Below are 21318 nucleotides of genomic sequence, written 5' to 3'. Positions count from 1 at the left end.
CCTATACTCCGGTCACGCTCATCTCCACGGGGGTATGGGCGAGGTCGTGTTGAGCCACCACCTCACCGGTGCGGAGGTCTACTAGGAAGAGGCGGCCGGTAGCGTCGCTCACGTAAGCGGTGGAACCCGCCACCTGGAGGATCGGGCCGGGTTCCTGCCAATCCTCCTTTTCCTCCCAGGGTTCGATCACGGGAATACGGCGCAATTCCTCCCCGCTTTCTAGATCGAGCAGGCGCAGGGAACCATCGGCGGTGAGCACCACGCCGTGCCCCTCCTCATCGCGGCCCAGGGAGCGGAACCAATAGGTAGAGCCCAGGTCCACGGTGCGCAGCGTGGCATCGTGGGAGTCGATGATCGCCACGGCGGTGGGGTGCTCGTGTTCTGCCTCGGGGTCGATCTTGTAGTCACCCAGCACGTAGGGGGAATCGGGGGAGCCCGCGAGGTTCCCGGAGCGCTGATAAGGCTCGTCAACAGGCACTTTTTGGAAGTCCGAGCCGTCAAAGACCACGGGGCCGTTTTCGCAACCAAACACCACCCTTTCTCCCTCGGCCACGGCCTCGCCGTGCACGCCGGGGCAGTCGGTGGTTTCTGTGATGGTGGCGTCCCCGGCGGCGTCGATAAGCCGAATGGTGTGGCGCTCCTCGGTGGTACCGGCGGTGCTCAGCAAGCCCTCGGCAAGGGGGACGGCCACGCCGTGATGTCCGGCTCCGCTGGCGTACTCGGTAGGCTGTGGGCCGTCCTCGCTGAGCAGGGAATCGGTGGGCAGGAGGGTGGCCGTGCCCTCCTCGTCGGAGAAGAGCGCGGTGCGGCCCTGGTGGGTTACCACGTGGCCCGCGTGCGGGGCGGGGAAGGTGGTGGAGGTGAGCACCGGGGTACCGGCGTAGTAGTGGTAGTGATCGCCGTGGTCTATGCGCTGGGCGGCGGTGTCGTAGAGCAGGAACTCGTCGCCCGCGCTGACGAAGAGGCTGCGGCCGTCCCCGCTGGGGTTGAGGCGCAGGAAGCCCTCGCGCTCGGTGGTGGCGAGGGTGTCGCCGGTGATGGCGTCGATGGTGGTGATGCCGCCCTCGTGGGTGTAGGTGAGGCGGGGGTGGAGGGAGGAAACCTCGCTGAGTTCGGCGGGGCCTTGGGAGGTGGCATCCTGCGGCCCCGGCTGCGGGGAGTCTTGCGTGCCGGAGCAGGCGGCGAGGATTAAGGGCAGGGGTAGCAGACAGGCAAGCAGAGTGGTTCTTTTCATGGCTGGGGAGCCTAATAGATAATGAGAATCATTTACAATAAGGCGGGGGTAGCGAGGTTGGCTTAGAATATGAGCCGTTATGGCAAACCTCATCAATATGGAGAACGTCTCCCTCTCCTATGGCTTAAAAACCCTGCTCAACGGCGTATCGCTGGGAGTGCAAAGCGAAGATCGCATCGGCATCCTTGGGCTCAACGGGGGTGGCAAGACCAGCCTCCTGGAAGTGCTCACCGACCTAGAACAGCCCGATTCCGGGCGCGTATCCCACGTGAGCGATCTGCGCATGGCCGTGGTTACCCAGCGCGCCGAGCTCGACCCCGCCGCCACCGTGGCCGAGGTGGTGCTGGCACCTTTGGGGCTGGAAACCTTCGAGTGGGCGTCGAACGCCAAGGTGCGCGCCGTGCTCTCCGGGCTGGGGGTGGCCGATCTTGGTCTGGATACCCCGGTGGGTTCGCTCTCCGGTGGGGAGCGCCGCCGCGTGAATCTCGCCGCCGCCCTGGTGCGCGACCTCGACCTCGTGATTCTCGACGAGCCTACCAACCACCTCGACGTCGAGGGCGTGCAGTGGCTGGCCTCGCACCTGCTGGGCCGCAAGATCGCCCTGGTGGTGGTCACCCACGACCGCTGGTTCCTCGACACCGTGGCCACCCGCACCTGGGAGGTTCACGACGGCCAGGTGGACGTGTACGAGGGCGGGTATAACGACTGGATCTTTGCCCGCGCCGAGCGCGCCCGCCAGGCCGACGCCGCCGAAGCCCGCCGCCGCAACCTCGCCCGCAAGGAGCTCGCCTGGCTGCGTCGCGGAGCACCGGCGCGCACCTCCAAGCCGCGCTACCGCATCGAGGCCGCCGAGGCCCTGATTGCCGACGTCCCCGCCCCGCGCGACAGCGTGGAACTCATGGCCTTTTCCAAGCGCCGCCTGGGCAATCGCGTGATTGACCTGGAGAACGCGCGGGTGGAAACTCCCGATGGCCGCGTGCTCGCGGATAACCTCACCTGGTGCCTGGCCCCCGGCGAGCGCATCGGCCTGGTGGGCGTGAATGGCTCGGGCAAAACCACCCTGCTGCGTACCCTGGCCGGTGAGTACCCCCTGGCCGCCGGGACGCGCAAGGAGGGCAGCACCGTGCGCCTGGGTTGGCTGCGCCAGGAACTCGATGACCTCGACCCCACCCGCAGGCTTATCGACGCCGTGGAGGACGTGGCTACCTACGTCCATCTGGGGGATAAGGAACTCTCCGCCTCCCAGTTGGCCGAACGCCTGGGTTTTTCACCCAAGCGCCAGCGCACCCCGGTGGGTGACCTCTCCGGTGGCGAGCGCCGCCGCCTGCAACTCACCCGCGTGCTCATGACGGAACCCAACGTGTTGCTTCTCGACGAGCCCACCAACGACCTCGATATTGATACCTTGCAGGAGCTGGAATCCCTGCTGGATAGTTGGCCCGGCACCCTCGTGGTGATCTCGCACGATCGCTACCTCATCGAGCGCATTGCCGATAGCACCTGGGCGCTCTTTGGCGATGGCCGGCTCACCAACCTGCCCGGCGGGATTGAGCAGTATCTTGCCCGCCGCGCGGAGGAGGCCGCCGCCCGCAGCACGGGGGTGCTGGACCTGGGGGAGGGGGCCGTCGGGGCGTCGGCAGCGGAAGGCACGGGAAGCGCTGGAAGCGCAGGAAGCAGCACTCTGAGCAGCCAGGAGTACCGCCAACTCTCCAAAAAGATGAACAAACTAGAACGGGAAATGGGCACCCTGGCCGAGAAGATTTCCCGCTGCGAGGCTCAGATGGCCGAGGCCGCCACCGCCACCCCGCTGGATACCGCCCGCCTGGCGGAGCTGGACGCCCAGGTGCGCACCCTGCGCGAGCAACACGAGGAGGCCGAGGCCGCCTGGTTGGAAGCGGCCGAGGAACTGGAAGGCTGATGCTGAACAAACTCAAGGTGAGCCTCCACCCCTGGGGCATGGTGGGGGCCGCGGTGATGTTCATGCTCAGCCTCACCCCCTCGCTGCTGCCGCGCGAGTTCTTCTACCAGGGCCTCATCTGCGGCCTGGGCGCGGGAATCGGCTATGCCCTGGGCTGCGGGGTGTACCGCATATGGCACGTGTGGCTCTCCCCGCGCTACGCTCCTGGCCTGCGCGCCCGCCTGGATAGTATTCCCCAGCGCTGGCGCCGCGTGGGCGGGGTGGTCATCCCCGTGTTGGCCTGGATTGCGGTGATCGGTATGGCCGCCTTTTCCCTGCGCTGGCAGCACGGGGTGGCTTCGCTGACCGGGGCCCAGGCCTATCCGCTCTGGGAGTTTCTGCTGGTGGTGCCGGTGGGCTTCGTGGTCTTTGCCCTCACGGTGCTGCTGGGCAAGGCGCTGCGTTGGCTGGCTGGGGCGGTGGCGCGGGTAACTCCCAAGCGCTTGCGGGCGCCCATGCGCACCATGCTGGGCTGGACGGCGGTGCTCCTCGTGTGCCTCTTTGCCGTGGAGCAGGTGATTCCCGGCATGATCGTGGGCGCGGGCGAGCGCGTGTTTTCCGTGAGCAACCAGGAACCGGAGGAGGGCATCGCCCAGCCGCGCGAGGCGGAGCGCTCCGGCTCCCCGGACTCGCCCGTGGCTTTTGAGGGGCTGGGCAGTTATGGCATGAGGTTCGTCGATGGCGGGCTGCGCGGGGAGCAATTATCGCAGGTTACCGGCCGCCCGGCCCACGAGCCGGTGCGCGTGTACGCGGGCCTGCGCAACGAGGCCGATCCGCAGGCCCGCGCCCAATTGCTTATCGACGAGCTCGAACGCACCGGAGCGCGCGAGCGTTCCGCTCTGCTCCTGGTGCTCCCCACCGGAACCGGCTGGGTCAACCACCGCGCCGCCCAGGCCTTCGAGATGTTATATGACGGCGATACGGCGGTGGCCGCCGCCCAGTACTCCTATCTGCCCTCGGCCCTGCACTTCTTCGCCGGGGGCGAGGCCGTGCAAGAGGCCGGTAAGACGTTGATTACCCCGGTGGTGGATTGGTGGAATAGTCTGCCGGAGGATAACCGACCCAAGCTCTACCTTTACGGGGAATCCCTGGGTTCTACCGCCGTGGAATCGGCCTTCTCCGGTATGCGCGATATTTCCTCCTCCGTGGACGGCATCGTGCTCACCGGGCCGCCGGACTTCAACCCGCTGTGGAAGAGCTTTGTGGAGCGGCGCGATCCCGGTACCACCGAGGTCAGCCCGGAGTATTCCGGGGGCCTGGTGGTGCGCTTTGCCCAAAACGCGCACGACATTCGCGCCTTTAGCGATGCCGATTCTTGGGGTCCCACCCGCGTGCTCTACATTCAGCACCCCTCCGATCCCATCATTTGGTGGTCACCCTCCCTCATGCTGCGGGAACCGGATTGGCTGCGCGAACCAGCGGGCTTTGACCGCCTGCCGGAAATGCGCTGGATTCCCTTCATCACCTTCCTTCAAGTGGCGGCGGACCTACCCGTGAGCCAGAACGTGCCCCAGAGCCACGGGCACAATTACGGCGATGAATTGCTCGATGGCTTCGCGGCGGTGGGTAATCTGCCTCAGAACCGCGCCGAGGAACTAGGACCGCTGCTCGATGAGGCCCTGGTGCTCAGCGATGAAACGCGCTTTGAGTAGGGCCGAAGTGGAGCTGCGGCAGAGCTGAGGTAGCGCCGCGTGCGGCCGGAACGTGGCTGGGGGCATGGTAGGTACACTGGCGGCCATGATTCTGATTAACGTTGTGTACCGCCCCAAGCCCGAGTACGTAGAGAACTTCCGCGAGAAGGTTGCAGACTTCACCGAGGCCACCCGCGCGGAGGAGGGCAATATCTTCTTCGATTGGTACCGCAGCACCGATGACCCCGGCGTGTACGTGCTGCTAGAGGCCTTCCAGGATGACGCCGCCGAGGCTCACGTGAACTCCCAGCACTTCAAGGAGGCCTGCGAACTCTTCCCCGAGCTGCTGCTGGAAACGCCCAAGATCATCAACACCACCATTCCCGGTAAGACCGAGTGGGATCGCATGGCGGAGTTCGCCGTGGACTAAGGGGCTCCACCGTTTCCCACTACACTGGTGACTCATGAGCAATGAGGAACCGCACAGCACCAATCCGCCCAAACTGAAAAAGAAGGCCTATGAGAAGGAACTCAAGCGCCTTCAGGCGGAATTGGTGGATATGCAGCAGTGGGTGGTGGAAACCGGGGCGCGGCTCGTCATCATCATGGAAGGCCGCGACGCCGCCGGTAAGGGCTCCGCGATCAAGCGGATCACCCAGTATCTCAACCCGCGTACCTGCCGCATCGAGGCCCTGCCCGCCCCGAACTCCCGGGAGCAAGGGCAGTGGTACTTCCAGCGCTACGTGGAAAAACTGCCCACGGCTGGCGAGATCGTTATTTTCGACCGCTCCTGGTACAACCGCGCGGGTGTGGAGCGCGTGATGGGCTTTTGCACCTCGGAGGAATACCGGCGCTTCCTCCATCAGGCGCCCATCTTTGAACGCCTCCTGGTGGAGGACGGCATCATGCTGCGCAAGTACTGGTTCTCCGTCTCTGATGAGGAGCAGATTGCGCGCTTTGAATCCCGCCGCAGCGATCCGCTGCGCCGCTGGAAGCTCTCACCGATGGATCTGGAATCTATCACCCGCTGGGAGGAGTATTCCAAGGCCAAGGATGAGATGTTCGTGCACACCGACATCGCGGAATCCCCCTGGTACACCGTGGAATCCGAGGATAAGAAGCGCTCCCGCATTAACGTCATCTCGCACCTACTTTCCACGGTGCCCTACGAGAAGATCGAGCGCGAGCTGCCGGAGATTCCGCAGCGTCCCTCCTCCACCAATGATTATCAGCGCCCGCCGCGCGAGGATTTCCGCTACGTGCCGGACGTAGCGGCGGACCTGGAAAAGGCTAAGAAGAAGTAGCCGAGCCCCGCTCTGCGGTGGTGTCCTCCGGGCGCGCTGCTTTCTCGGGGGCTTCCGCAGAGGCCTCCGCCTGGGCCTCTTCTGGGTCCTCCTCGGGGTTGCGCCCTGGGGTCATGAGGTTGAACTTCACGATGATGAAGCGGAAGAGCAGGTAATAGAGCACTCCGTAGCCCAGGCCCACCACCAGAATCATCCAGGGATGGGTACCAATGCCCCAGTTGAGCACGAGGTCCGTGGCGCCTGCGGAAAAGCCAAAGCCCATCTTGGCCCCCAGGAAGTTCATCAGCGCCAGCGAGGTTCCCGTGAGCACCGCGTGCAGCACGTAGAGCGGCATGGCGGCGAACATAAAGGAGAACTCGATGGGCTCGGTGATGCCGGTGAGAAAGGCCGTGAGCGCGAGCGAGAACATCGCCCCGCCCACGATTTTCTTCTGTGCCGGGCGGGCCGTGTGATAAAAGGCCAGGCAGGCGGCGGGCAGGGCGAACATCATGATGGGGAAGAAGCCCGTCATAAAGCTGCCCGCGGTGGGATCGCCCGCCAGGAAGCGGGCAATATCCCCGTGTACCTCGGTGCCGGAGGCATTGGGGTAGGAGCCGAGCACGAACCAGGGCACGAAGTTGAGCAGGTGGTGCAGGCCAAGCGGAATGAGCGAGCGGTTGGCCAGGCCGTAGAGGAAGCCACCGAGGACGTCGTTACGCTGGGCGGCCTCACCCGCCCAGGTCAGCGCGGCGTCGAAGTAGGGGTAGACGAGCAGCATGGGAATGGCGATGAGCACGGCGGTGAATCCCACGATCATGGGTACCAGGCGCTTGCCGCTGAAAAAGCCCAGCCAATCGGGGAGTTTGGTGCGGTGGAAGCGCTGCCATTCCAGGGCGGCGATGAGCCCGATAATCACGCCGCCAAAGACGTTATAGTTCACCACGGCCTGTTCACCGTTGGCGTTGGTTACGCCGTCGAGTACCAGGGGAGACATCGCCTCGAAGGTGCCGGTGAGCATGAGGTAGCCCACCACGGCGGCCAGCGCGGTGGAACCGTCGGCCTTCTTCACAAAGCCGATGGCGATGCCCACGGCAAAGAGAATAGGCAGGTTGCTCATAATGGCGTTGCCCGCGCCGCCGAGCAGGTGGGCGAGCCAGTTGAGCACGGTAATCTCGGGCCACCGGCCCAGCAGATCCGGCTGGCCCGCGCGCGCCATGAGGGCGGCCACGGGCAAGGTGGCGATGGGGAGCATGAGGGAGCGGCCAAGCCGTTGAAGAACCTGCATGCTCTTTCCCTTTTTCTTGGTGGGGGACATAGCCACTCCTAAGCAGAAGGGTAAAGGAACATAGTCAGTGTATATGCTGGTACCTGGCTTATAGAGCACTAATCACGGAGGAATATCTATGGCACAGATCAACACCGAGGGCATCATCGCGGGCCTGGGTGGCACGGAGAATATCGAGGAAATCGAGGGCTGCATCACGCGACTGCGTACCGTGGTGGGCGATGCCTCCGCCGTGGATGAAGCGGCGCTGCGCGCAGCCGGAGCCATCGGTGTGGTCTCCACCGGCAGCGTGGTGCAGGTGGTCGTGGGACCGCAGGCAGAGATGATCGCAGAGGATATTGAGGAGCAACTATGAGCAGCAAGGTTCAAGCACCCCTGGCCGGGGCAGTGATCCCGATGAGCGAGGTCAAGGACGAGGTATTCGCCTCCGGCATGGTGGGAGCGGGCGTGGCCGTGGTCCCCGAGGCCACCGGAACGCACACCGTGGTAGCCCCGCTGGACGGCACCCTCCAACAGGTGCTCCCGCACGCCTTCATCGTTCTGCACGAGTCCGGCGCGGGCGTGCTGGTGCACGTGGGTATCGACACCGTGGAGCTAGAGGGCAAGGGCTTTGAGGTACACAAAGCCAAGGGCGAGGCCGTGCGCGCCGGGGAACCGGTGGTTACTATCGACGCCGCCGCCGTTTCCGCCGCAGGCTACGACCTCACCTGCCCCGTGGTGGCCATGCAGGGCACCCTTGGCGAGGTGACCTCGGCAACCCAGGTGAACGCGGGCGATACCCTCTATGAGGTCAGCGCCTAAGCCAGCAGGCTCTCTAACACGGTGATAACCCCGGCCTCGGTATTGGGCGGGGCGATGTGATCGGCCTGCTCCTTGAGCAGGGGGTGTGCATTGCTCATCGCATACGAGGTACCGGCTTGTTGGAGTAATTCGAGGTCATTGAGGTAATCCCCAAAGGCCAGGGAGTTCTGCGGGGAGATACCCAGAGTTTCGCAGAGTTGCGCCAGGGCGCGGCCCTTATTGGCCTGGGGGCTCATCACGTCAATCCAGTGCGCCCCGGAGATCACGGTGTGCTCCTGCGGGGCGGCCTCGCGGATACGGGGAGCGCCATAGGATTCGGCGTCTCGCTCGGAGTAAATGGCCACCTTAATCACGCTATCGTCCACCACAGAGTGCAGGTCCTCGGCGGTTTTCACGCTGTGGTAGTACTTGCCCACCTCCGCGGCGGCGTCGGGGTGGTCCACGTAGCCCACCTGGGGCTTGCAGATCACCAGATCCATCGGGGAGGGGGAGGTTTTCACGGCGTCGATAATGCTGTGCACGGAGTCCGCGCTCATGGGGGTGGTGGAAAGCACCTGCTCGCCCTGGGCCACCACCGTGCCGTTTTCCGCGATGAAGTGCAGGTGGGGGCTAAGCGGCTGGAAGAGATCGCGCAGCGTGGCCAGTTGGCGCCCGGAGGCGGGCACAAAAATAATCTCGGCCTCACGCAGCCGGGGGTAGAGGTCCCAGAAGGCGGCGGGGATATTCCCCTGGCCGTCCAGGAAGGTGCCGTCCATGTCTACCGCAACAAGCCGCTGTGCCATTGCGTCCTTTCCGCTCCGCGCATCACAGTGATGTGGAACACTAGACGGCATGACTACTGCGACGTCGCCCGTGCTCACTCTCGTGGATCAGACTACCGGAATCATTCAGCTCAACCGCCCGAAGGCCCTCAACAGCCTCAACCCGGAGATGGTGCACGCCATCGCCCAGGCGTTGGAAACCTGGCGCGACGATCCGGCGATTACCCAGGTGCTCATCGAGTCCACCTCGCCCAAGGGCTTCTGCGCGGGCGGGGACGTCCGCTATGCCAGGCAGGAGATTCTGGCGGGCAACCCCGCCCCCGTGGACGCCTTCTTCGCGGAGGAATACGCCATGAACAAGGCGCTGGCGGCCTACCCCAAGCCCTATGTGGCGCTTATCGACGGCGTGGTGATGGGCGGTGGGCTGGGGGTATCGGCGCACGGCTCGCACCGCGTGGTCACCGAGAACGCCTTTGCCTCCATGCCGGAAATGCTCATCGGCTATATCACGGACGTGGGCATGAGCTGGACGCTCCAACACACCCCTGGCAGCAGCCAGGCGCTCGGCGCTTTCTTAGGCATCACCTCCTGGCGGCTCAATCCCACGGAGATGTTGTGGACGGGCCTGGCCACGCACTTTGTGCCCGCCGCCGAGCTGGCGGCGCTGCGCTCCGAGATCATCGCGCGAGGAGTAGAAGAGGCCGTGGCGGGGCTGCGCGCCCGCCCGGAGGCGGAAAACCGCCTGGCCCCGCTGCGCGAGGCCATCGAGGCCACCTTTGCTCACCCCCGCTGGGCACAGATCAACGAGGCGTTGAGCAGATACCCCGAACTGCGCGCGGTAGTGAATAAGGCCCTGGTGGGGGCCAACCCCGCCTCCGTGGTGGCCGCCGCGGCTCTCTTCGCCGCCAATCAGTCCGTGGAATTGCCCGCCGCCATTGATAATGAGGCCCGCCTTGCGGCCGCCCTGCGCATAGAGCCCAACTTTGCCGAGGGGGTGCGCGCGGTGTTGGTGGATAAAACTCACGATGCCGCCTTTGTCCCCGCGCGCTACGCGGACGTGAACGAGGCCGCCTACCTGGCTCTGCTGTAGGGCTATCGGTTTCGGCGTGGGGTCAGATAGCCCGCAGGCTGGCCACCCCCACGCCGCCCTCCATCACCCAGGGCCAGCTCAGCCCATTGGCGGTGAGCACGTTTTTACGTATGGCATCGGGAACAATGATCTGCTTATTGGAGTATCCAAGCAGGTATTCATCAAAGGCCGGAAGATCTAGGCGCAGCCGCAGGGCCTGCTCGATTTCCTCCGCGCTCACCTGCTCCTGCCAGGCCGCCAGCCAATAGACCTCACCGGCATGGCGCACCTGCACCGTGCCACGCGATTCGCGGAGGGCCTTGGTGGCCTGCGTTTTAGAGAGCTTGGACCACACCATCAGGTCCTGCATGCTCACCGGACCATGCCCCGTGGCGTAGCGGCTACCCAGCTCTATCAGGGCCTCGTCCCCCTGGTAGTCGCGGTGCTTGCAGGGCAGAGCCTCGGTGAGCAGGAAGGTCTCGGTGGCGGAGGACTTCAACGAGCCCTCACGCTTGGGGCCTTGTACGAGGTCACCCTCCGAGCTGAAAAGCGCAGCAGATGGGAACCGCGCCCCTCGGTGGGGTCGATGCCCACCGAGCCAAAGACCTCGTAGACCTCCGCGCGGCTGAGGGCTTCGGTGCCACGCCGGGCCAGATTGTCGTAGAGGGCTTCCCTGGCCTTGTTCACCATGTTGTCATCCAGGCCCACGTTCTTGCGGTGGCCCTTCTGGCTTCCCTCCATGCGGGGAAAGAGAAAACGGCTGAGCCAGCGGGCGTCCTCGGCGGCTATGAAGTGCAGCGTGCCGCGCTGCGGCCAGGAGTGCACCACGTGGAGGGCTGCGACCTCGCGGAGCACGGCGGCGTCGTCCAGTCCGCTGCGCAAGCCCAGGGCGCGGATACCCGCGGGATAGGTCTGGCCCTGGAGCGCGAGCAGGGCGCGCGCCACGGCGGTGGCGGAATCATAGCGCGGGCGGGCCGCCGATCCCGCTAGTCCCTGGGCGATGAGCCTGTGCGCGAGGAGTTCCTTGGTGCTCAGTTCCTCCACTCGCTTAGGCCTTTCTCGCGCGGGTGTAGGCGGCCCGGGCGCGTTGCTCATCTATTCCCCGTGGCAGAGGTTCCGCCAGGACCCGCTGGGATACCTCGTGGTTCAGCGGTGGCAGGTGCAGGGAAGGGGACCTCAGCAGAATCAGGGCGTGGCGCTCCGGGGTGAGCGGGGCCACCGCGTGCGTCCAGGCGCCCAGAATGGGCTTGGCCAGCACCGCGACGTCCCACCGGGTAGCTTGCTCCAAGGGCAGGCGCGGGCGCAGGAAGGGGAGAATACCGTGGGTGAGCCCAAAGGCATAGAGGTGGCGGCTGGGAGTTTGCGCGATGGCGGGGAAACCGGGATCGGCCCAGGCCCAGGTGAAGAAATCACGTGAGAAGGTCCCCAGCACCAGGGCTTCCATGCCATGCGCCGTGCTGGTACCCAGATCAAGGCGTGGGCGTTGGTGCTCGGGAAAGCGCCCCTCGAAGAAGAGTTGGTGCTCGGTGGAGAGGTAGAAGGAATCGGCAAAAATATCGGCCAGGGTGGGGGAACCCTCGGCGGGGACCTGCAAGGCCATATCCCCCTGCATATCTACGCGTTGGGAGCCCAACCACAGGTGATTTTCTTCTTCTCGCAGGTCAATGCCATGCTTGCTGGCAAAGGAACGCAGCGCGGCGCGAGATTCGTCGGGGGTATCGCGCAGGCCCTCGACGAGCACCTGCCGCAGGGACACCTCGGGCAGAGCGGCGGCAGAATCTTCCACCATAAGGGCCACCACCATTGCGGGGCCTTGATCGCGCGGGGCCAGCACCACAGGAGCGCCCTGGTGAAGCGCGCTGGCTAACCGCAGTAATTCATCGCTGGCGGGCTCGGGGCCGCGCTCGGTGAGCGCGGTGAGCCACGTCCAGGTGCCTGCCTCAATCTCCGCCACGCGGACTCCGCGGAGCGGGCCGCGCGGGGAGAGGACGTCCACGGGGGCGTCGGCAGTGGAATCCGCAGCGGAGGGGCCGGTGAACTCTAGGGGGCCGCCCACCTGGCGGAAGAGGGCGGCGCCGTGGGCGCGGGAGAGTGCGCTATCTGCGGTGAGTTCATCCATGCCCGCGATGATACTGCCCGGCTAGGACAGGGAGCGCAGCACGGCAAAACCCCGGCGAACTTTGGGCTCTACCTTGGCGGGGTCGAGTTCGCCTCGCTGATAGGTCTCGATGAGGGCCGTGCCGATGGCGTGTGCGGCGGCACCGCTGATGATGTTGATTTCAAACTCATCGAGTTCCGGGTAGAGGGCCTGCAAGCGGGCATTGAAGGATTCCAGCTCTTTGCGCAGCGAATCCTTGATCTGCTTGTCTCCTCCGATCAAGACCTCGGCCACCTCGCAGAGGCGGAAGAGGACGAAGATGGAAGAGGAGGCATCGTTATCCCGGTAGAGCCCTTCCACGGCGGTTTTTTCGATGGCGTCGAGGAGAGGAAGATCCCCTGCTATGGCCTCAACCTCCGCCAGCACGCTAGTAATGCGTTGGAGAATGCTGTGGAAAAGCGCTTCCTCCCGGGAGGAGAAGTAATTGTGGAAAGTCCGGGGAGAAACCCCCGCCGTCTCCGCGATGCGCGCCACCGTGAGTCCCTCGGCTCCCTGGGTGAGCACGAGTATGGCGGCGGCCTCCGCGAGGGAATCGCGGGTGGCGGCTTTCTTGGTTTCTCTCAGGCTGGCCATTACTGATCCTTCTCCGGTGCCGTGCTCTCGGTGCTCTCAGTGGCAGAGGCAGAGGCGTTGGTGGGAGCCTTGATCTCGCGCAGAGCTTCACCCTCAACATCCACATTAGGCAGAATACGATCCAACCATCCAGGAATCTTCCAGGCGCGATCGCCCAACAGATACATGGTGGCCGGAATAATCATCATGCGTACCACGAAGGCATCGAAGAACACGGCGGCGGCCAGGGCGAAGCCCATCGTCTTGATGAAGGCGGCGTCTTGCAGCGCGAAGGCCGCGAACACGGACATCATGATGAGCGCGGCGGCGGTCACCACGCGGGCACCGTGCTTGAAGCCGCTCTCGGTGGCGTCGTGAGCAGATTTGCCGTGGTGATAATCCTCGCGCATGCGGGTGACCAGGAATACCTGGTAATCCATCGCCAGACCAAAGACGAGCCCGATGAGCATGATGGGCAGGAAGCTCAGCAGCGGCTGCGGATCGTTCACGATGCCCAGCCAGCCCTCCTGGAAGAGGGCCACCGTCACGCCGAAGGTGGCGGCCACGGAGAGGCCGAAGCCCAAGGCGGCAATCAGCGGAACCCAGATGGAGCGGAACACCACCATGAGAACCAGGAAGGCCAGCACCAGAACGATGGCGATGTAGGGGATGAGCACGTCGGAAAGGCGATCGGACATGTCATCGAAGATCGGGGTGGCACCCGTGATGCCGTAGTGTGCGCCGGTGTTCTCGGCAAACTCAGACTCCGCCGCGCGCAGGTCCACCAGGGTTTGCGAGGTGGATTCATCCGTGGCCCCGCCGGTGGGGGTGATGAGAACCTGCGCGGCGGTGCCCTCCTCGTTCACGCCCGCGATCTGGGCGTTCTCCACGCCCTCGGTGGCGTTGAACTTTTCTACGGCCTGGGCAAAGGCGGGCATGCGATCCTGCTCCGGCAGGTCGCCGGCCTCCACTAGGGCGATCATCGGGGCGTTGCGGCCGGGCCCGAAGGAATCTGCGATCGTCTCATAAGCCTCGCGCTGCGGGGTGCCGGGGGCCGAGGAGCCGTCGGTAGGCATAGCCAGGCGCATGTTTGCCATAGGAACAGCCAGCAAGCCCAGGGCCAACACGCCCGCAATCAGGGCGAGCCAGGGGCGCTTGCCCACCTGGCGGGCCCAGCGCAGGCCCATCGTGGGCTTGTCATTTTCCGGATCGGGCACGGTGGGGCCGGGAACGCGGCCACCAAAGACGCGGGTGCCCAGCAGACCCAGCAGGGCGGGGAGGAAGGAGAGCGCCACGAGTACCGCGATGGCCACGGTGATGGCGGCGGCCCCGGCCATCCAGGTGAGGAAGGGGATGTTGATGATGGAGAGCGCCGCCAGGGCAATGAGCACGGTGAGCCCGGCAAAGACCACGGAGGAACCAGCGGTGCCGGTGGCCTTGCCCATCGCGTGCGCGCGTTGTTCAAGGGACATCTCGCGCAGGCGCGCGGAGAGTTCCTTGGTGCTCAGATCGGTGCGGCCGGTATCGCTCTTGATAAGGGCAATGAGCTCGTTGCGGAAGCGCGAGGCGATGAACAAGGCGTAGTCGATACCCACGGCCAGACCGATCATGGAGGCCAGGGTGGGAGTCATATCATTGACGTCATCGGAGATGAGGGTGGCCAGCTGCACACCCATGATGCCGATGCCCACGCCGATGACGGCGGAGATCAGCGGCATGCCCGCAGCCACCACCGAACCGAAGGAGATGAGCAGCACCACGGCGGCCACGGCCAGGCCGATGAGCTCGGAGGTCATATCCATTTCCCCGGCGCCGCTGAAGGCATTGCCGCTATAGGTCACGCTCAGGGTATCGCTATTGGCGTTATCGAGGGCCTCGGTGACCTTATCCTTGTCCTCGGAGGAGATGTCCTGCATGGAGGGGGCGTCGAAAGCGATGTTTACCGTGCCGGTGGTGTGATCTTCGCTCAGGGGGCTGATCGCGGCGATGTTCTTCTCGATGACCTCGGGAGGAAGCCCCTGGGCCTCAAGTTGCGGGGTCATCTGTGCGGTGAGCCCCTGCGCCGCGAGGGTGGGATTGACCAGCGCATCGGTATCGGTGAGCGCGCCGGTCTCGGAGAGCTCGGCCATGAGGTCATTGACCTGCTCGGCAACCGCGGGATCGTCGAGGGTGGTGCCGTCCTCGGCACGCAGCACCACCGTACCGCTAGGGGAACTCACGGCGTCGCCGGATTCGGGGAAGAGTTCCTGCATGCGCTCTTGGGTTTCCACGGCGGCCAGGCCGGGGATGGAGAAGGTGCTCGCGGGGGTTTTGGCGAAGGCTCCGGCGAGCCCGCCGAGGGCTACGAGGAGCACGAGCCAGAAGGCCAGGAAGGGCCATTTCTTACGGTAGGCGAGGTTGCCTAGCCGGTAGAGAAAGCGTGACATGGGTGTTCTTTCTGCACGGGAACAAGATTCTTGCACAGTCTATGCAAACTTTCATTATTGTGGCAACTTTTCCCGTGGAGTGCAGATTTTCCGAGCAACCCGACGCCGGCCGCGTGCAGGCAGCGCTCAGGTAGCGCGTGAGTGCGCAGGAGGGGCATACGGGAGGACGTGCAGGAGAGGCGCAACGGGAGGGAGGCGCAGTAGGGGCGGCACTACGCGATGGAGCACACGGCGTGGAGCAGGGTGCCCGTGGGCACGGCGCGGTCGGTTACAGTGAGGAAAGTTCGCTTCCGTGCCCCTCAACCCCCGCAGGAGAAACCTTGATCCTTCGCGCCGCCTCCCTCGCCTTTGCGGATTCGGTGAATGTGCTGCTCATCGGCGTGCTCGTGGCGCTGGGGGTGGTGCTGCCGCGCAAGGGGCGCTACGGTGCCGTGGCCACGCTGCTGGTGCTGGGCGATTGGCTGGGGGTGTTCCTGTACTCCCTCTTCGTGATGTTCATTTTTGACGGCATGGAGGATTGGGTACGCCATGCCACGGAATCGCCCCTTTTCGGCGTTCTCCTCATCGTTTTTGGCCTGGCCTCGCTGATAATGACGGCGCGCAGTTCCGGGGAGGGCACCGTGGCCTTGGTGGCTCGGGTGCTGCGGCCCCTTCGCGGCCCCGCGGCGATCACTCCCGTGGTGGGCTTCGTGCTCGGCGTGGTGCAATCGGCCACCTCCTTGCCCTTTTATCTGGGCATCGGGGTGGTCTCCGCCTCCGACCTCGGGGCCGCGCAGCGTTACCTGGGCATGGTGGTGTACGCGGCGGTGGCGCTGAGCCTGCCGGTGCTCAGCGGGTTCATCGTCGCCTGGGTGCGCCGTTATCCCTATTCGCCCGTGGGCAGGCTCTTCGAGTGGGCGCGCGCAAATCCCCTGCAATCCATCCGTATCGCGGGCTATGTGGTGGGCGTCTTTCTCGGTGCGCTGGGCGTGGTGGCGCTTATCGACGCCCTCTAGGCTCACCGCGGGTGCGTCAGCTCAAGGAGTTGATCGCGCAGCAGGGGAAGGTCCTCATCGTTGAGCACGCCGCCCCATAACAACCCGGAGCTAAAACCATCCGCGGCGGCCACGATGAGCCGCACGGCAGCGGGGTCGAGGCCATCGTCAAAGAGTTCTGCGCGCCAGCGCTCGGCATCCGCCTGGGCCACGGCACGCAGGCCGGGTTCCGTCATGAGTTGTGCGGAGAGGCTGATGAGGTCTTGGAGATTTCCCTCATCGGCCGCACCGGCGAAGCTCACCTGGATATAGGCCCGCGCCAGGCGCCCCGGTGCGGGTTCCTCCTGTTCGGCGGCCTGCTCTACCTCGCGGCGAAAGTGCGCCACTTGGTTGGAGATGAGTTTTCCCATGAGTTGTTCCTTGGTGGGGAAGTGGTAGAGCAGCCCGCCTTTGGATACCCCGGCTTGGGCGGCGATGTCGGAAAGCGCCACGGACATTCCGTGCTTGCGCACGAGGTGCGCGGCGGCCTCCACGATGAGGGCCTTGGTTTCCTGGACGCTGCGCCCGCTGGTGCGTGACATGGTGGTGTGCTCCTAAGCGGCATTTTTGGGGCTGGGAATGAGCTTATAGGCCACGATGGCTGCTAAGACCATAACCCCGGCGGCGCTCAACGTGGTGGTCTGCATGGCGTGGATGAAGGCATCTTGGGCGGCGGCCAGAGTGGCACTGCCGGATTCGAGGGCCGCGGTGGCAGAGGCCAGGGAATCGCGTACTGGCTCCGCGACTTCGGCGGGGAGATCAGCAGGCAGGTCGAGGTTATTGCGGTAGAGCACGGACATGAGCGAGCCGAGAATGGCGATGCCGAGGGCCACGCCGAGTTCGTAGGCCGTCTCCGAGATGGAGGAGGCCGCACCGGCCTTCTTCACGGGCGCGGCGGAAACCACGGCGTCCACGCTCAGGGTCTCGGAGATGCCCACACCCAACCCCAGGGGGATCGTGGCCAGGAGCACCCAGAATAGTTGCTCGCTATCCTCTATCACGGCGATCAGCAGCAGTCCGACGGCGCCGATGATGAGGCCCGTGGCGATGGCGCGGCCTCGGCCCAAGCGTCCCAGGAGAACGCCCACGAAGAGGGTGACCATCATGGCCGCCACCGCGAGGGGGAGTTGGGTGAGTCCGGCTTGCAGGGGGCTAAGCCCGCGCGCTAGTTGGAGGTACTGGGCAAAGAAGAACATGTAGCCGCTGAGGGCAAAAACGGAGATGAAGTTCGTAAATACCGCGCCGCTAAAGGCCTTGTTGGCAAAGAGTTGCACGTCGATCATCGGGTTCTCCACCCGGCGCTGGCGGCGCACGAAGGAGATGAGCCCCACAACACCGATGAGGGCGCAGGCCCATACGCTCATGTCCCAATCCCCACCGGCGGCGTGCTTAATGGCATACACCAGTGGCACGATGCCCAGCATGGAGAGCGCGCTAGAGAGCAGGTCGAAGGAACTGGCGGAGGGGTTGCGCGATTCCGGCAGCAGCCAGCCACCAAAGATCAGCACGGCCACCATCACCGGGATATTAATGAGGAATACCGAGCCCCACCAGAAGTGTTGCAGCAACAATCCGGCGATGAGTGGGCCTAGGGCAATACCGCTTGCCGACGCCGCCGACCATAACGCGATGGCGCGGGTGCGCTCGGCGGCGTCGGTGAAGATGGCGCGGATGAGCGAGAGGGTAGAAGGCATGATCGTGGCCCCGGCGATGCCGAGCAGGAGCCGCGCTCCGATGAGCGCGGTGGCGGTGGGGGCGAAGGCCGCGAGGACGGAGGCCGCGCCGAAGGCCGTGGTGCCGATGAGGAGTAGTTTCTTGCGGCCGATCTTATCGGCAAGGTTGCCCATCGTGACCAAGAGGCCGGCGAGGGCGAGGGAGTAAATATCTCCGATCCACAGCATTTGCTCGGCGGTGGGGGAGAGATCCCTGCTCAGTGAGGGCATGGCGAGGTGGAGCACCGTGGCGTCGATAGCGAGCAGGAGTACGGCGCCGACGAGTACCGTCAAACTTCCCCAGCGTCGTAGGGCTGACATAGTGACCTTCCTTATTAACTTTACCGTCTGGACGGTTTTATATTAGCTCTATACCTTTCATGGGGGCAAGCGTGGGTGGCGTGAATGTTGTGCAGATTGTTCAACAACCATAGAATGTTGCGGGTCACATATCTTGGCGATCAGCAAGGAAAGGACGTGCTATGAGCGAGAAACCGAACAAAGCACAAACCCGCGCGCGCAATAGCGGCGGGCGCACCGCCATCCTCGGTGCAATGTTCCTGATGGCTACCAGCGCCATCGGCCCCGGATTCCTCACCCAAACCAGCGTGTTTACCGTTCAAATGGGCGCGGCCTTTGCCTTTGCCATCCTGGTATCCATCCTGGTGGACGTCGCCATTCAGATGAACGTATGGCGCGTGCTGGGAATCACCGGCCTGCGTGCCCACGAACTCGGCAATACCGTGCTGCCCAACCTCGGCTGGGTCATGGCGGCCTTCGTATTCACCGGGGGATTGGTATTCAACATCGGCAATATCGCCGGTGCGGGCCTGGGTACCAACGCCATGTTTGGCCTTGATCCCAAAATCGGCGGTGCCGCCTCCGCCCTGGTGGCCGTGCTGGTATTCCTCTCCAAGCGCGCGGGCATGGCGCTCGACCGCATCGTGGCGGGCCTGGGTGCCCTGATGATTCTGCTCATGCTCTACGTAGCCATTGCTTCCGCCCCGCCCGTGGGCGAGGCCCTGAAGAACACCGTGGCCCCCAGCGAGGTGGACTTTCTGGTGATTACCACCCTGGTGGGCGGCACCGTGGGCGGCTATATCACCTTCGCCGGAGCCCACCGCATGATTGATAGCGGCTTTACCGGGCCGGAAAACCTCTCCCACATCACCCGCGGTTCCGTGCTGGGCATCATCGTCACCGGAGTGATGCGCGTGCTGCTCTTCCTCGCGGTGCTCGGCGTGGTGGCCACCGGTGTGACCCTGGCTAAGGACAACACCGCTGCCGACGCCTTCTACCACGCCGCCGGTGAAATCGGCCTGCGCCTCTTCGGCGTGGTGCTCTGGGCGGCGGGGTTGACCTCGGTGATCGGCGCCTCCTATACCTCGGTGAGCTTTGTGACCACCCAATCCACCTCTCCCAAGGTGCGCTCCCTGGCCACGGTGGCCTTCATTGTGGTGTGCACCGTGGCCTACCTGTTGCTCAATTCCGCCCCGCAGACCCTGCTCATCTTCGCCGGAGCCTTCAACGGGCTCATCCTGCCCGTGGGTTTTGCGGCGGTGCTGTGGGTGACCTGGCGGCGCCAGGACCTTTTGAAGGGCTACCGCTACCCGATGTGGCTCAAAGTGTTGGGCACGGTGGTGTGGTTGCTGACCATCTACCTGGGGTGGAACTCACTCTCCGGGTTGGCGGCGCTGTGGGGCTAGATGGTGCTGTGAGATAGGGGTACTTTTGCCTCGCGGCACTGATTTTTGTGCCATGATTCCTCTATGAAGCAGGGGGCTCGCAGGAAGGTTATTGCTGCGCTCCATCGCTCTAGGATGGGGCCTTATCTAGAGGAATCCGGGGGAAATGAGAAAAATGCTTTAGCGCTCTATGGATGGCACGCTGAATTATCTGCCGCCGTGCAACAGGTGCTGGGAATTACCGAGGTAATTCTGCGCAACGCTATGGATAAGCAACTCCAAGAGTGGAATAGACGGGAAGGCGGTGGCCGCAGTTGGCTCTTGGAGGAGCCGGTGGCGCCGCTGCGGGGGTTGGTGGGGAGGAAGCGGAGGGAGGCGTACCGGCGTGCTTGTAAAGAGGCCGAACTCCGAGAAGAAAATCATCCACGATATGGCGATAGCGTGTCCCATGATGATGTGTTATCGCAGGTCATGTTTGGCATGTGGAAGGATTTATTACCAAACTACGGGGTGAATGCCTCGTTCGATAATAGAGGCAATAGCAATAGGCGTAGGCTGTGGACGGAAGCATTATGCTCGGCTTTTCCATACAGCGATGATCCCCACGGGGAGCGAACTTATTGGCGTGTAGCCAAGGTGCATGGGTTGCGCAACAGGGTTTCACACATGGATTCTTTGCTTAACGTTGATGTCCGCGACGAGGTTGGAGAGGCGTTCTCCCTAGTGAGGAGCATTGACCCGGATGTTGCTAATTGGCTCACGGGTGTGAGTAGGGTAGCGCAGGTGAGTAAGGGCAAACCGAGATGACAAAACGAAGGAGCCTGCGGGCGTAAAATTATCCCGCAGACTCCTCCACCTCAATGGCGAGGGACCTTGTCCTCACCTTCCTAGAGAAAATCATATACCTAGTCTGCGTATAGTGCAAGGACAGTGCTCTCAGATCATCTTGGGAAATAACCCCATAAAACCGGTCTGAACAGTGAAAACGAAAGAGCCTGCGGGCGTAAAATTATCCCGCAGACTCCTCCACCTCATGGTGAGAGACCCTGTTCTCACCCTTCTCTAAAAGGACTATATACGTGGCCCGCACTCGGCACAATCCCCGTGTGCGCCTTTCTCGCTACTCCCCACCCACCAACTCCACCACCACCTCGCAGGTCTTACCCAGAGTGGCGTGCATAACCTCAGCGGCGCGGGCGTTATCTCCCTGCGCAAGGGCGGTGACCACGGCCCGGTTGTCCTCGATGAATCGGGCGTGAAAGTCCGGGTTGAGCCGCTCGGCGGAAAGAAATACCAACCTCATCCGCGCGAGGAATTGCTGCATGGTGTGGGCAAGCAGTTCCGCCCCCGAACCCGCCACGATCTCCTGATGGAATTGCTGGTTGACCTGCGCCACCGCCGTCATATCCCCGCGTGCGTAGGCGGCCTCGGCCTCTTCCACCAGGCCGCTCAGCAGTTCCACCCGAAGTCCCGTTCCCCAGCGCAGCGCGGCGGGCTCTAGCACCATGCGTGCGGCATAAAGATCGCGCACGTCTGCCACGGTGGGGGAGGTGATGAATACTCCCCGGTTGGGTTCGTGCACCACCAGCCCATCAGAGGTGAGCAGGGCAAAGCTCTCCCGGAGCGTGTTGCGGGATATACCCAGCAGCCGCGCCATATCCACCTCGCGCAGCTGATCGCCGGGCCGGTAATGCCCGGAGGAGATGGCGCGGCGCAGCGAGGCAGCCGCCTGCGCTGCTCTCATCTTTTTC

General features: G+C 64.1%; 20 protein-coding genes. 9 read left to right on the top strand and 11 right to left on the bottom strand.

What is annotated here, in order from left to right; all coding sequences use genetic code 11:
- Nucleotide 1: 1 nt before the first annotated feature.
- Nucleotides 2-1234 carry a WD40 repeat domain-containing protein gene (locus tag Clow_RS08320; RefSeq protein WP_156334804.1) on the bottom strand — a complete coding sequence of 411 codons (1233 nt, stop codon included), beginning with the start codon at nt 1232-1234 and terminating at the stop codon, nt 2-4.
- 79 nt (nt 1235-1313) lie between these two features.
- Here Clow_RS08320 and Clow_RS08315 point away from each other — a divergent pair, with 79 nt between their 5' ends.
- The 4 genes from Clow_RS08315 to ppk2 all read left to right on the top strand — a co-directional run bounded on the left by Clow_RS08315 (nt 1314) and on the right by ppk2 (nt 6126).
- Nucleotides 1314-3152 (top strand): ABC-F family ATP-binding cassette domain-containing protein, encoded by a 1839-nt coding sequence (locus Clow_RS08315; RefSeq protein WP_055178318.1) that lies wholly within the window; start codon nt 1314-1316, stop codon nt 3150-3152.
- On the top strand, nt 3152-4843 hold the full coding sequence (locus Clow_RS08310; protein ID WP_055178317.1) for an alpha/beta hydrolase: 1692 nt from the start codon (nt 3152-3154) through the stop codon (nt 4841-4843). The genes Clow_RS08315 and Clow_RS08310 overlap by 1 nt, the downstream gene beginning before the upstream one ends.
- Before the next feature lie 85 nt (nt 4844-4928).
- Nucleotides 4929-5252 carry a putative quinol monooxygenase gene (locus Clow_RS08305; RefSeq protein WP_055178393.1) on the top strand — a complete coding sequence of 108 codons (324 nt, stop codon included), beginning with the start codon at nt 4929-4931 and terminating at the stop codon, nt 5250-5252.
- Nucleotides 5253-5286: 34 nt separating this feature from the next.
- The gene (gene ppk2 / locus Clow_RS08300; protein ID WP_055178316.1) at nt 5287-6126 is read left to right on the top strand and encodes a polyphosphate kinase 2; all 840 of its coding nucleotides are present in this window, start codon (nt 5287-5289) and stop codon (nt 6124-6126) included.
- On the opposite strand, the gene Clow_RS08295 is transcribed toward ppk2, so the two are convergent.
- Nucleotides 6113-7420, bottom strand: coding sequence for a PTS transporter subunit EIIC (locus tag Clow_RS08295; RefSeq protein ID WP_245625735.1), 1308 nt, complete (start codon nt 7418-7420; stop codon nt 6113-6115). The two genes, ppk2 and Clow_RS08295, sit on opposite strands and share 14 nt — an antisense overlap.
- Before the next feature lie 88 nt (nt 7421-7508).
- Between Clow_RS08295 and Clow_RS08290 the strand changes: the two genes are divergently transcribed.
- Nucleotides 7509-7745: a PTS sugar transporter subunit IIB gene (locus Clow_RS08290; protein ID WP_055178315.1), complete on the top strand. Its 237-nt coding sequence runs from the start codon at nt 7509-7511 to the stop codon at nt 7743-7745.
- A complete protein-coding gene (locus tag Clow_RS08285; RefSeq protein WP_055178314.1) occupies nt 7742-8191 on the top strand; it encodes a PTS sugar transporter subunit IIA in 450 nt (149 codons plus the stop codon). The genes Clow_RS08290 and Clow_RS08285 overlap by 4 nt, the downstream gene beginning before the upstream one ends.
- On the opposite strand, the gene Clow_RS08280 is transcribed toward Clow_RS08285, so the two are convergent.
- Nucleotides 8188-8973, bottom strand: a complete 786-nt coding sequence (locus Clow_RS08280; RefSeq protein ID WP_055178313.1) for a Cof-type HAD-IIB family hydrolase — start codon at nt 8971-8973, stop codon at nt 8188-8190. The genes Clow_RS08285 and Clow_RS08280 overlap by 4 nt on opposite strands.
- Nucleotides 8974-9022: 49 nt before the next feature.
- On the opposite strand from Clow_RS08280, the gene Clow_RS08275 reads away from it, so the two are divergent.
- On the top strand, nt 9023-10042 hold the full coding sequence (locus Clow_RS08275) for a 3-hydroxyisobutyryl-CoA hydrolase (RefSeq protein ID WP_055178312.1): 1020 nt from the start codon (nt 9023-9025) through the stop codon (nt 10040-10042).
- Between the two features lie 22 nt (nt 10043-10064).
- On the opposite strand, the gene Clow_RS12170 is transcribed toward Clow_RS08275, so the two are convergent.
- Genes Clow_RS12170 through Clow_RS08255 form a run of 5 tightly spaced genes read right to left on the bottom strand, consistent with a single transcriptional unit; the run spans nt 10065 to nt 15157 of the window.
- Nucleotides 10065-10520 (bottom strand): DNA glycosylase AlkZ-like family protein, encoded by a 456-nt coding sequence (locus tag Clow_RS12170; protein ID WP_281175672.1) that lies wholly within the window; start codon nt 10518-10520, stop codon nt 10065-10067.
- Nucleotides 10517-11065: a DNA glycosylase AlkZ-like family protein gene (locus Clow_RS12165; RefSeq protein ID WP_281175671.1), complete on the bottom strand. Its 549-nt coding sequence runs from the start codon at nt 11063-11065 to the stop codon at nt 10517-10519. Before Clow_RS12165 ends, Clow_RS12170 begins: the two co-directional genes overlap by 4 nt.
- 4 nt (nt 11066-11069) lie before the next feature.
- Nucleotides 11070-12140 carry a DUF6882 domain-containing protein gene (locus Clow_RS08265; protein WP_055178311.1) on the bottom strand — a complete coding sequence of 357 codons (1071 nt, stop codon included), beginning with the start codon at nt 12138-12140 and terminating at the stop codon, nt 11070-11072.
- Between the two features lie 21 nt (nt 12141-12161).
- Nucleotides 12162-12752 carry a TetR/AcrR family transcriptional regulator gene (locus Clow_RS08260; RefSeq protein WP_055178310.1) on the bottom strand — a complete coding sequence of 197 codons (591 nt, stop codon included), beginning with the start codon at nt 12750-12752 and terminating at the stop codon, nt 12162-12164.
- Nucleotides 12752-15157 carry an MMPL family transporter gene (locus Clow_RS08255; RefSeq protein ID WP_055178309.1) on the bottom strand — a complete coding sequence of 802 codons (2406 nt, stop codon included), beginning with the start codon at nt 15155-15157 and terminating at the stop codon, nt 12752-12754. Before Clow_RS08255 ends, Clow_RS08260 begins: the two co-directional genes overlap by 1 nt.
- 320 nt (nt 15158-15477) lie before the next feature.
- Here Clow_RS08255 and Clow_RS08250 point away from each other — a divergent pair, with 320 nt between their 5' ends.
- Nucleotides 15478-16152: a sulfite exporter TauE/SafE family protein gene (locus Clow_RS08250; protein WP_245625734.1), complete on the top strand. Its 675-nt coding sequence runs from the start codon at nt 15478-15480 to the stop codon at nt 16150-16152.
- Nucleotides 16153-16154: 2 nt separating this feature from the next.
- Here Clow_RS08250 and Clow_RS08245 read toward each other — a convergent pair whose 3' ends face one another.
- Nucleotides 16155-16712 (bottom strand): TetR/AcrR family transcriptional regulator, encoded by a 558-nt coding sequence (locus Clow_RS08245; protein ID WP_055178308.1) that lies wholly within the window; start codon nt 16710-16712, stop codon nt 16155-16157.
- 12 nt (nt 16713-16724) lie between these two features.
- Nucleotides 16725-18203, bottom strand: a complete 1479-nt coding sequence (locus Clow_RS08240) for an MFS transporter (protein ID WP_055178307.1) — start codon at nt 18201-18203, stop codon at nt 16725-16727.
- 161 nt (nt 18204-18364) lie between these two features.
- On the opposite strand from Clow_RS08240, the gene Clow_RS08235 reads away from it, so the two are divergent.
- Nucleotides 18365-19588: an NRAMP family divalent metal transporter gene (locus Clow_RS08235; RefSeq protein WP_055178306.1), complete on the top strand. Its 1224-nt coding sequence runs from the start codon at nt 18365-18367 to the stop codon at nt 19586-19588.
- Between the two features lie 1099 nt (nt 19589-20687).
- Here the strand turns inward: Clow_RS08235 and Clow_RS08225 are convergent.
- Complete coding sequence (locus Clow_RS08225; protein WP_055178304.1) at nt 20688-21311, bottom strand: GntR family transcriptional regulator; 624 nt, start codon at nt 21309-21311, stop codon at nt 20688-20690.
- Between the last annotated feature and the right edge of the window lie 7 nt (nt 21312-21318).

The sequence above is a fragment of the Corynebacterium lowii genome, assembly GCF_001412085.1.
GTDB lineage: Bacteria > Actinomycetota > Actinomycetes > Mycobacteriales > Mycobacteriaceae > Corynebacterium > Corynebacterium lowii.
The sequence above is the reverse complement of the archived record's forward strand: the minus strand, read 5'-3'. Positions and strand labels throughout refer to the sequence as shown.

Coding starts and splice junctions, on each gene's coding strand:
- Clow_RS08280 (WP_055178313.1), bottom strand. CDS start 8,973: ATGGCACAGCGGCTTGTTGCGGTAGACATGGACGGCACCTTCCTGGAC.
- Clow_RS08255 (WP_055178309.1), bottom strand. CDS start 15,157: ATGTCACGCTTTCTCTACCGGCTAGGCAACCTCGCCTACCGTAAGAAA.
- ppk2 (WP_055178316.1), top strand. CDS start 5,287: ATGAGCAATGAGGAACCGCACAGCACCAATCCGCCCAAACTGAAAAAG.
- Clow_RS08265 (WP_055178311.1), bottom strand. CDS start 12,140: ATGGATGAACTCACCGCAGATAGCGCACTCTCCCGCGCCCACGGCGCC.
- Clow_RS08235 (WP_055178306.1), top strand. CDS start 18,365: ATGAGCGAGAAACCGAACAAAGCACAAACCCGCGCGCGCAATAGCGGC.
- Clow_RS08295 (WP_245625735.1), bottom strand. CDS start 7,420: ATGTCCCCCACCAAGAAAAAGGGAAAGAGCATGCAGGTTCTTCAACGG.
- Clow_RS08290 (WP_055178315.1), top strand. CDS start 7,509: ATGGCACAGATCAACACCGAGGGCATCATCGCGGGCCTGGGTGGCACG.
- Clow_RS08275 (WP_055178312.1), top strand. CDS start 9,023: ATGACTACTGCGACGTCGCCCGTGCTCACTCTCGTGGATCAGACTACC.
- Clow_RS08315 (WP_055178318.1), top strand. CDS start 1,314: ATGGCAAACCTCATCAATATGGAGAACGTCTCCCTCTCCTATGGCTTA.
- Clow_RS08245 (WP_055178308.1), bottom strand. CDS start 16,712: ATGTCACGCACCAGCGGGCGCAGCGTCCAGGAAACCAAGGCCCTCATC.
- Clow_RS08305 (WP_055178393.1), top strand. CDS start 4,929: ATGATTCTGATTAACGTTGTGTACCGCCCCAAGCCCGAGTACGTAGAG.
- Clow_RS08285 (WP_055178314.1), top strand. CDS start 7,742: ATGAGCAGCAAGGTTCAAGCACCCCTGGCCGGGGCAGTGATCCCGATG.
- Clow_RS08310 (WP_055178317.1), top strand. CDS start 3,152: ATGCTGAACAAACTCAAGGTGAGCCTCCACCCCTGGGGCATGGTGGGG.
- Clow_RS08320 (WP_156334804.1), bottom strand. CDS start 1,234: ATGAAAAGAACCACTCTGCTTGCCTGTCTGCTACCCCTGCCCTTAATC.
- Clow_RS08240 (WP_055178307.1), bottom strand. CDS start 18,203: ATGTCAGCCCTACGACGCTGGGGAAGTTTGACGGTACTCGTCGGCGCC.
- Clow_RS08225 (WP_055178304.1), bottom strand. CDS start 21,311: ATGAGAGCAGCGCAGGCGGCTGCCTCGCTGCGCCGCGCCATCTCCTCC.
- Clow_RS08260 (WP_055178310.1), bottom strand. CDS start 12,752: ATGGCCAGCCTGAGAGAAACCAAGAAAGCCGCCACCCGCGATTCCCTC.